A 9242-nucleotide genomic window follows, 5' to 3' on the forward strand; every position below is an offset into this window, starting at 1 on the left:
AACCGTACCCGACCGCGCCGCGCCCCGGACCGAAACTCGCCCAGCCAAGCCGGCGGCCTGGGCAGGCCCGGAATTGGACGCCTTCCATTCAAGCAGCCGTAATTCGCGCGTAACGCCCCCCGGAGTTTCGCAGAGCGGCCGCTACCCGAAGCGGTTATGCTGAGGATTCCCGCAGCACCACTTGCGGCTGGAGAAATCCTAGGTCGGCGGCTCGATCTGTCGGTTCGGCGCCACTGTCGTTGTCCGCCAAGGGATTTCGTGGAAGAGCGTGACCACGCCTGGCCGCGGGGCAGCTGCGGGCGCACTGGCGGGCTCGGCTCCGTGGCGATAGCGCGGACGGCAGGTCGTCTGAAGCAGCGCTTGGCGGGCCGCTCAGCTCGGGCTATGCCGAGCCGAATAGCGCGGAGGTGCAGGGCATTCAGTGTTTGGCATAACGACACTCCAAGACTGGACACCGCAAGCCGGCCCCGTCATCTGCTGGCATGCTTCGCCCGCGGCAAAGGCCAGGGCGGCTGAAGCGCCAGTCAGTCCCGTACCACCCAGTTATCAGCAAACACAACATCTTCGGCGCTATAGCGACCACGCGGCGCGGGGGCTGGACATGTCGCGCTTGATGATCTTCACCTGGGATATCCCGGGCCGCTGCGACGTCCGCGCCATGAATTACGCGATCAACGCACACATTCGCCGGCACGACACCTACCACAGCTGGTTCGAGTATCGCGACGCGCGACACATCGTTCGCCATACCCTCGCGGACCCCGGCGATATCGAACTCGTCCCGGTCGACCACGGACGGCTGACGCCGAAAGAACTGCGAGACCACATCTCGACCCCGCAGCCGCTGCAGTGGGATTGCTTCTTCTTCGGGGTGGTGCAAAGCGGCAGCCACTTCACCTTCTACGCCAGCATCGCCCACCTGTGCGTCGACCCGATGATCGTCGGCGTCCTGTTCACCGAGATTCACCTGATGTACGCCGCCCTGGTCGGCGGCGAGGCGCCCATCGAACTCCCGGAGGCCGGCCGGTACGGCGACTACTGCGTCCGGCAGTGGGAGGAGATGGCCGCGCTGACGGCGGACTCCCCCGGGGTGCGCGCGTGGGTCGCGTTCGCCGCGGCCAACGGTGGAACGCTGCCGTACTTCCCGTTGCCCCTCGGCGACCTCGCGGTGCCCTACGCCGGCAAGCTCGTCACCGAGACGCTGATGGACGAGCGGCAGACGGAACGGTTCGAGCGGGCCTGCGTCGGTGCGGGCGCCCGTTTCAGCGGCGGTGTCTTCGCGTGCGCGGGCCTCACGCAGCGCGCGTTGACCGGCGCCGAGACGTTTTCGGTGGTGACCACCACCGATACCCGCAGAACGCCAACGGAATTGATGACGACGGGCTGGTTCACCGGCCTGGTTCCGGTCATGGTCGGCGTCGGCGCGGGGGTGTTCGAAGACGCGGCACGTTCCGCGCAGACGTCCTTCGACTCGGGGATCGAGCTGGCGACCGTGCCGTTTGACCGTGTGCTGGAGTTGGCGCCGCCCGAGGCGGGCCTGGGCAGGCCGCGTCCCGGCAACTTCGTGATGTCGTTCCTGGACGCCAGCATCGCCCCGCTGTCCGCCGTTGCCAACTCCGACTTGAACTTTCGGATCTACGACGAGGGCCGGGTCTCCCATCAGGTTTCGCTGTGGGTGATTCGGCTGCAGCGCGAGACCAAGGTGACGGTGCTATTCCCCGACAACCCGGTCGCCCGCGAATCGGTGGGCAGCTATATCCAAGCGATGAAGTCGGCGTATGTCGGGGTCGCCGACGGCAGGCGCAACCAGGCTTTTGCGCACTCGCGCGCGACGCTAACCGCGCTGAGCTAGCAGCTCATCCAGGAGTGCGGTGAACTCTTCCGGTCGCGCGGGCGTGAACGCGGGGCTGGGCCGGACGCCCGGCACGTCCAGGGTGACCAAGGTTGACTTGAACGGCCGGCTCACGTCCAGCGGTAGCCAGCGACGAAAGTCCGAGCTTCCCCAGATCCTGAACCGATGCGTGAGCAGGCCCAGACCTTCGGCCTTGTATCCACGAATCGATTTCAGCGCAATGACTTTCGACGTTCCGGAAGGGAAGTGGTAGCGGCGGAGCGTGATAGCCGCACGGTCCAGCTGAACCAACCCGTCGTCGTAAGACCGGCCTGGGCTGTCGTTCATGCTCGCGCACTTCGCAGTTGGTGACCCCGCGCCGTCAGGCACCGCCCGTCTTCCAATCGCCACTGCCAGCCATGCAGGTTGCAGGTCAACGTATCGTCTTCCACCACACCGAATTTCGACAGGTCGGCTTTAAGGTGTGGGCAGCGGCGCTGAATCTCCCAGCCGTCCAGCGTGACCGATGACGAATCGTCGTGCGTCTCGGCGAACCAGCCGTCGGCGTAGGCGATCCGTTCGTCGGTGAGGCACTTGAAGAAGGTGTACAAATATTCGTTGTAGCCGCCGACGCGCCAAGCCCGGAAACGGGTGGACAGGAAGATGGTGTTCACCCAGTCCGGTTCCCGGTCCCGCAGTACGGTGCGGACCAACTCCGGCGCGATGGCGAAACCGTAGCGCACCTTCTCATCGGGAATGCGTTCGCGCACGGCACGTTTCGGGAAGTCCAGCACGACCGTCTCCGGGCCGATCACCAGCTCGACGGGATAGCCGATGCCGTCGCAGATCTCATCGCTCTGGGACATGATCGGTTCGAACAGCGCGCGCAGCTGCTCCAGCAGGGGTTCCCCGGTGGCGGGCGCCCAGCTCGCGCGCTCGGCGGCCACGACCGGCGCCATCCGCTCGGCGTAGTCGGCGATGTAGGCGCGCTTCCCGGTGGTGAAGATCGCCTCGACCTGATCGTCGGGCAGCGGGTGGCTCAGCGCATTCAGGGTGGTGCCGGTGAAGTCCGCGGTCGAACCGGGGATCATAAGCAGGCCGCCGTCGCTCCCGTGAGTGCGCAGCTGGTCAAGGAACACCATCTGGTCCGGGAAGATGTTGGCCGCATCGCCCTGGTCGTCGTTGAGATGACGCAACTCCGGATCCAGAAAGCACGGCGGCCCGGCCGACGGGATGACCCACGTCGCGCCCACCTGGGCGATGTACTGCCGGGCACGGTCCATCTGCCGCTGCCGCTTCTGGACCCCGAACGACTCCTTGGCGCGTGCGGGCATGTCGTACACCATCGGGTACCAGATCGCGCCGGAGTACTGCAGCATGTGCACGTCGATGTGTCCGAAAGCCGAGCTCAGTACGTCGAGATCGACCGGCCGTGCGTCGTTCATGTTGAAAGCCGTCGTTACGCCGTCGGAAACCACCAGCGCCGAGTCGCCGAGCGGGCCGTCGGCCGGCGCCCGCAGGGCGATGATCATGACCTCGAGATCGCCCTTCGGGCCGCTGACCCGGTGCTTGACCGAGTTGCTGGTCTCGAAGAACCGGTAGAACCCCAGCTCCTGCAACGCGTTTCGCAGGTCCGGCACCGGGAAGTCGGGCAGCAGCACCACTGCGTCTTTGTTGACGTGCTCGGCCAGGTTCTTGGCGTCGAAGTGGTCCTTGTGCAGGTGCGACACGTACAGGTAGTCGCAGTCGCCCAGCCGGTCCCAGTCCAGGCCGCTGTTGTCGGGAAACGGAAACCAGGACGCGAAGTAGGCGGGATTGACCCACGGGTCGCAAAGGATGCTGCCCGCGGGCGTCTCGATCAGAAATCCGGCGTGACCTACGCTTGTGACCTGCACAAATACCTTCCTGGGGCCGCTTCGAGGACCTGCACGGCCCGCGGCCGGGTAACGGCTTTTTCAGCCTCCGAGCTTAGCGCGGGGCGGCCTCTTCTTTGTCGGCACTTCGATTGACTCCGGGGCCGACTCACAGCGGGGAGCACTAGGCTGATCTGCTGTGGAACCGGTATACGGGACTGTCATTCAACTTGCCCGCTTGATATGGCGCATACAGGGTCTCAAGATCACGGTCACGGGCGTCGAAAACCTGCCCAAAAGCGGGGGTGCGGTCATCGCCATCAACCACACCGGCTACCTCGACTTCACGTTCGCGGGTCTGCCCGCCTATAAGCAGGGTCTGGGCCGCAAGGTGCGCTTTATGGCCAAGCAGGAGGTGTTCGACCACAAGATCACCGGGCCGATCATGCGCAGCCTTCGGCACATCTCCGTTAATCGGCAAGACGGGGCCGCCTCCTACGAGGAAGCCGTCAGGAACCTCAAGGACGGTGAGCTGGTCGGCGTCTATCCGGAAGCCACCATCAGCCGCAGCTTCGAGATCAAGGAATTCAAGTCGGGTGCCGCGCGGATGGCGGTCGAAGCCGGGGTGCCCATCGTTCCGGTGATCGTCTGGGGCGCGCAGCGCGTCTGGACCAAGGGGCACCCCAAGAAGCTGTTCCGCCCCAAGGTGCCCATCATGGTCGTCGTCGGCGAACCGATCGAACCGACGCTGGGCGTCGAGGAATTGAAGGGGCTGCTGCACTCCCGCATGCAGCACCTGCTGGAGCGGGCGCAGGAAATGTATGGGCCGCACCCGGCGGGTGAGTTCTGGGTGCCGCGCCGGTTGGGCGGCAGTGCCCCGTCGCTGGCAGAAGCCGCCCGGATGGATGCCGAAGAGGCGGCCGCTCGCGCGGCGCGCCGGGCCGGATCCGCGGGAGCACCGGAGTAGCGATCGATGGTGGAACCGGTCTTCCGCACGCTCGAGATCCTGGCTCGGCTGACGGTTCTGGCCACCGACACCCGGATCTCCTACGGCGGCGAGGAGAACATCCCCGACTCCGGTGGCGCCGTGGTCGCGATCAACCACACCAGCTATGTCGACTTTCTGCCCGCCGCCCTGGCGGTGCATCGCCGGCGCCGCCGGCTCAGGTTCATGATCAAGGCCGAGATGCAGCAGGTGAAGATCGTCAACTTCCTGATCAAGCACACCCGGACCATTCCGGTGGACCGCGGTGCGGGGGCCGGGGCCTACGCGGTGGCGGTGCAGCGGCTGCGCGAGGGGGAACTGGTCGGCGTGTATCCGGAGGCCACCATCAGCCGCAGCTTCGAGCTCAAGGAGTTCAAAACGGGTGCCGCTCGCATGGCCATCGACGCGGACGTTCCGATCATCCCGATCATCGTCTGGGGTGCGCACCGGATCTGGACCAAGGACCACCCGCGCACCCTGGGCCGCACCAAGGTACCGATTAAAGTGCAGGTGGGCGCGCCCGTCACGGCGGCCGAAGATATCGCGCGGACCGACGCCGCACTGCGCGAGTCGATGACCGCGCTGCTACACCACGTGCAAGAGCGCTATCCGCACGAACCGGGGGCGTATTGGACGCCGCGCCGGCTGGGCGGTGGGGCACCGAGCATGGCGGAGGCCGCCCGGATGGAGGCGGACGAGGCCGCGGCGCGCGCCGCCGGTCGTGATGGACCGTCGTCGCGGTAGGCGAAGGAGGACTGATGCCCGAGGGCTTTTACCGGTTGTGCGAGTGGATCGTCCCGCCGATGGTGGCGATGCAGGGGACCAAGATCACCTATCGCGGCCTGGAGAACATTCCCCAGCGGGGTGGCGCCCTGCTGGCCCAGAACCACACCAGCTACCTGGACTGGCTGCCGACGCTGCTCGGCGTGCGTGAGCGCGGACGGCGCGCGTATTTCATGATCAAGGCGGAGATGGCGGAGGTGAAGGCGGTCAACTACGTCATCAACCACGCCAGGCTGATCCCGGTGGACCGCAGGACCGGGCACGACGCGTTCGAGGTGGCCGTGCAGCGGCTGCGGGAGGGCGAGCTCATCGGGATGCACCCCGAAGCCACGATCAGCCGCAGCTTCGAGCTCCGGGAGTTCAAGACCGGTGCGGCCCGGATGGCGCTGGACGCCCAGGTGCCGGTCGTTCCAGTGATCGTCTGGGGCGCCCATCGGATTTGGCCGAAGGATCATCCAAAGAAGGTGTGGCGCAACAAGGTTCCGATCACCGTCGCCGCCGGGCGCCCGCTGCCGCCGCAGGGCACACCGGAGCAGCTCAACGTCGCGCTGCGCGTCGCGATGAACGAGTTGCTGTACCGGGTGCAGGAGGAATACCCGCACCCGGAGGGCGAGTTCTGGGTGCCGAGGCGGCTCGGCGGCTCCGCGCCCACCCAGGAAGATTCCCGGGCGATCCGACTGTCGGAATTGCAGGCGCGGATGCAGAAATACGGCACCGACGGCGTCACCCGACCGGGACAGGACCAGAGCGGAGTGCATTGATCAGACCGGCGACCTGCGAACGCGGAACCGTCAGATGACCTTGCCGGCGCTCATCGCCTGTGACGTCGACGGCACCCTGTTCGACGACAACGAAACCATCACTGCGCGCACCCGCGACGCCGTGCGTGCCGCCGTCGCCGCCGGCGCGACGTTCGTCGTGGCGACCGGCCGCCCGCCGCGCTGGATACGCCCGGTCGTCGACGCGCTCGGCTTCGCGCCGATCGCGGTGTGCGCCAACGGTGCCGTCATCTACGATCCAGCGGCCGACCGGGTGCTGTCGACGCGCACGCTGCCCGTGGACACGCTGGCCGAGCTGGCGGAGCTCGCGACCCGCGTCATTCCGGGGGCCGGCCTGGCCGTCGAGCGAATCGGCGAACGCGCCCACGACACGGCGACCCCGCAGTTCATCAGCTCGCCCGGCTACGAACATGCCTGGCTGAACCCGGACAACACCGAGGTGTCGATCGAGGATCTGCTCAGCGCCCCGGCAATCAAGCTGCTCATCCGCCGAAGCGGCGCCCGCAGCGCCGATATGGCCGCCGCGCTGGCCAAGCATGTCGGCATCGAGGGCGACATCACCTACTCCACCAACAATGGACTGGTGGAAATCGTGCCGCTGGGCACCAGCAAGGCCACCGGGGTGGACGAGATCGCCAGGCCCCTACAGATCGCCAGCGAAGAGGTGGTGGCGTTCGGCGACATGCCCAACGACCTACCGATGCTGCGCTGGGCCGGTCATGGCGTGGCGATGGGCAACGCCCATCCCGACGTGCTGAGCGCGGCCGACGAGGTCACCACCGGCAACAATGAGGACGGGGTGGGCCGCGTGCTGGAACGCTGGTGGCTCTGAGAAGGCTCTTCGGCTAAGTGGCGGACGGGTGCGCCGGCAGCGAGAAGTGTTCGGGCGCCACGGTCGGACCGCTCGGTGACTCCGTCGACAGCGGCGTCGTGATTCCCTCGGCGACCTCGGTGACGTTGCCGGTCAGTCGGTCGTAGTTCAGGGTTCCGTGCTGGAAGTTCTGCGTAATCCGCAGCGGCTCTTGGATTTCGGCGCTGGTGGGCAAGCCGAGCGGACCGCGTTCGTAGCTCAGCGACGCCCAGGCGTCGTAGATCGCGCCGGTGATCGGCTGGGGGCCGGTTTCGGGCGACCAGTACATCGCGCCCCGGGCGAACGTGACGTACCGGGCGTCGCCCTCCGCGCTGTCCTCCGGTGAGGTCGGCGCGCCCAGCGCGCTGTTCATGCCGCCGATGGCCTGCCAGTGCTCGTAGATCGCGCCGCCCTGCAGGGCCTTGATCAATTCCTCCGGCGGATCGTTGAAATGCGAAGCGATGTCGCGTACTTCGTCCATGAGTGCGTAAGCGGCGTTGCCCGGGCAGTCGGTGTTGCCGACGTCGCGGTGGGTGAAGATCGTGGGCAGCGTCGCGACGGAACCTGCCGGGAAGGTGGTGTAGTGGCTACCCGCCGACTCCAATGCGACCGTGCCCTTGGGGTCAACGCCGTCCAAGCCCAGCCGCCAGCCCAGCAGCCGGCCCAGGGTGCGCAGCTGGATCGGCGTCGGCGGCACGTCGTCGAAATTGCCGATCATCGCCACACCCCAGGTGTTGCGGTTGAACCCCCCGGTGTGAAACGCCTCGACCGCTTTGGTGAGCCCCCCGGCGCTGCCCTCGAACACCTGGCCGTACTTGTCGACCAGGGCGTTGTAGGCGATGTCGCACCACCCCAGGGTCTTGCTGTGATAGGTGTAGATGGCCTTGACGATCCCGGCCGATTCCAGCGGGGAGTAGTCGTTGCTGCCCGCGGTGTGGTGCACCACCCCGGCGCGAATCCCGTCGTCGTACTGAGGACTACCGCAACGCAGCGACTCGTCGGCGCCCCACTGGGCCCGGCTGATGATGGCCGGTGCCTGGCCGGGCATCAAGACCCCCGACGGCGGTGTCCACTGCGTCTCCACCGGCGCTTGTGGCGGCGAGATCAGGACGGCTGAGATGTTCTGCCCGAACGGTTGTTCCCGGGACGCCGGCTTGTAGCCGAGGCCGGTCTCGTTGGGCGGCGCGGGCGGCGCTTGGGTCACCGGCGCGTCGATCGGGCGGGTGACGGCGATCTGGACGGTCGTGGTGGTGCCGACGAACACCGGGTCGGTCCCGCGCGGTCCTTCGAGTGACCCGGCGGTTGTCGCGCCGTCGGGCGCCGCCGTCTCGTACTCGGTCTGGTACCAGGGTCCCCACGAACCGTCGGGACGCTTCGCTCGCACCCGGGTCGACGTGCCGGCCAGGTCGCCGGTGAGCGCGACGAGGGAAAACGGGGTGTTCTGCCCGATCTCGCGAACCGTGACGCCGCCGCCCAGCCCGACCAGCGGCTGTTCGGCGAGCTGGGTGCCGCGGGCCGGCGGTGTGCCGGCCGTGCCGCGGTCGCGCGTCGTGTCCGCCACCCAGGACACGATGACGACGGTCGCCGCGATGGCGGTGAGCAACGTCGTCGGCCCGCGACTAGGAGACACCAGGCGATATTACTTGTGTTTCTAATGTTAATGATGAGACGACACGAACTGCGGCGGTGTGAATCTGCACGAAAATCGACGGCACCGCAGAAGAATCTGCGGTGCCGTCTGGTTGAAGGGTTCGCCTGAGTTCTAGACGGGGGGCAGGACCGGCGCAGCGGCCGCGGCTGCCGGCAACGCACCGGCAGCGCCCGCGGCGGCCGGCAGGGCGCCGGCTGCACCGGGCAGGGCGCCAGCGGCACCCGGCAGGGCACCGGCGGCGGCCGGCAGGGCACCCGCGGCACCCGGCAGGGCACCCGCGGCACCCGGCAGGGCGCCGGCGGCACCCGGGAGTGCACCCGCGGCACCCGGGAGGGCACCCGCGGCGCCGTGCTGCATGCCCTGCGTGATTGCCGGCATTACCAGGCCTTTGAGCAGGTCGATGGCCTGGCCTGCACCGAGCTGGTTGGCCGCCTGCATCACGTCGTTGACCAGGCCGCCGCCGCCACTGCTGCTGCCGCCACCGCCGCCGAGGCCGGTGCCACCGCCACC

General features: G+C 67.6%; 8 protein-coding genes and 1 pseudogene. 5 read left to right on the plus strand and 4 right to left on the minus strand.

Annotated elements, in window-relative coordinates:
* Window positions 1–421: 421 nt before the first annotated feature.
* A complete protein-coding gene (locus A5711_RS21880; RefSeq protein WP_067950232.1) occupies window positions 422–1852 on the plus strand; it encodes a condensation domain-containing protein in 1431 nt (476 codons plus the stop codon).
* Here A5711_RS21880 and A5711_RS21885 read toward each other — a convergent pair.
* Window positions 1835–2179 (minus strand): hypothetical protein, encoded by a 345-nt coding sequence (locus A5711_RS21885; RefSeq protein ID WP_067950233.1) that lies wholly within the window; start codon window positions 2177–2179, stop codon window positions 1835–1837. The two genes, A5711_RS21880 and A5711_RS21885, sit on opposite strands and share 18 nt — an antisense overlap.
* Window positions 2176–3726, minus strand: coding sequence for an MBL fold metallo-hydrolase (locus A5711_RS21890; protein ID WP_067950234.1), 1551 nt, complete (start codon window positions 3724–3726; stop codon window positions 2176–2178). The genes A5711_RS21885 and A5711_RS21890 overlap by 4 nt, the downstream gene beginning before the upstream one ends.
* A gap of 157 nt (window positions 3727–3883) precedes the next feature.
* On the opposite strand from A5711_RS21890, the gene A5711_RS21895 reads away from it, so the two are divergent.
* From A5711_RS21895 to A5711_RS21910, 4 genes are read left to right on the plus strand one after another with little or no spacing between them, the layout of a single operon-like run.
* Entirely contained in the window at window positions 3884–4651 is a 768-nt protein-coding gene (locus A5711_RS21895; protein ID WP_067950235.1) for a 1-acyl-sn-glycerol-3-phosphate acyltransferase, read from the plus strand.
* A gap of 6 nt (window positions 4652–4657) precedes the next feature.
* Window positions 4658–5413 (plus strand): 1-acyl-sn-glycerol-3-phosphate acyltransferase, encoded by a 756-nt coding sequence (locus tag A5711_RS21900; RefSeq protein WP_067950236.1) that lies wholly within the window; start codon window positions 4658–4660, stop codon window positions 5411–5413.
* A gap of 14 nt (window positions 5414–5427) precedes the next feature.
* On the plus strand, window positions 5428–6213 hold the full coding sequence (locus tag A5711_RS21905; protein ID WP_067950240.1) for a 1-acyl-sn-glycerol-3-phosphate acyltransferase: 786 nt from the start codon (window positions 5428–5430) through the stop codon (window positions 6211–6213).
* Between the two features lie 34 nt (window positions 6214–6247).
* Window positions 6248–7063, plus strand: a complete 816-nt coding sequence (locus tag A5711_RS21910; RefSeq protein ID WP_067950241.1) for a Cof-type HAD-IIB family hydrolase — start codon at window positions 6248–6250, stop codon at window positions 7061–7063.
* Window positions 7064–7076: 13 nt separating this feature from the next.
* Here A5711_RS21910 and A5711_RS21915 read toward each other — a convergent pair whose 3' ends face one another.
* Window positions 7077–8711 (minus strand): LGFP repeat-containing protein, encoded by a 1635-nt coding sequence (locus tag A5711_RS21915; protein WP_197520844.1) that lies wholly within the window; start codon window positions 8709–8711, stop codon window positions 7077–7079.
* Window positions 8712–8843: 132 nt separating this feature from the next.
* Window positions 8844–9242: pseudogene (locus A5711_RS21920) on the minus strand (hypothetical protein); the annotation flags it as partial.

Source organism: Mycobacterium sp. E2238 (assembly GCF_001672665.1).
In the GTDB taxonomy this organism is placed as follows: Bacteria; Actinomycetota; Actinomycetes; order Mycobacteriales; family Mycobacteriaceae; genus Mycobacterium.

Excerpts from the sequence above, each read along its gene's own strand:
- A5711_RS21885 (WP_067950233.1), bottom strand. The coding sequence starts at position 2,179 with ATGAACGACAGCCCAGGCCGGTCTTACGACGACGGGTTGGTTCAGCTG.
- A5711_RS21910 (WP_067950241.1), top strand. The coding sequence starts at position 6,248 with ATGACCTTGCCGGCGCTCATCGCCTGTGACGTCGACGGCACCCTGTTC.
- A5711_RS21900 (WP_067950236.1), top strand. The coding sequence starts at position 4,658 with ATGGTGGAACCGGTCTTCCGCACGCTCGAGATCCTGGCTCGGCTGACG.
- A5711_RS21905 (WP_067950240.1), top strand. The coding sequence starts at position 5,428 with ATGCCCGAGGGCTTTTACCGGTTGTGCGAGTGGATCGTCCCGCCGATG.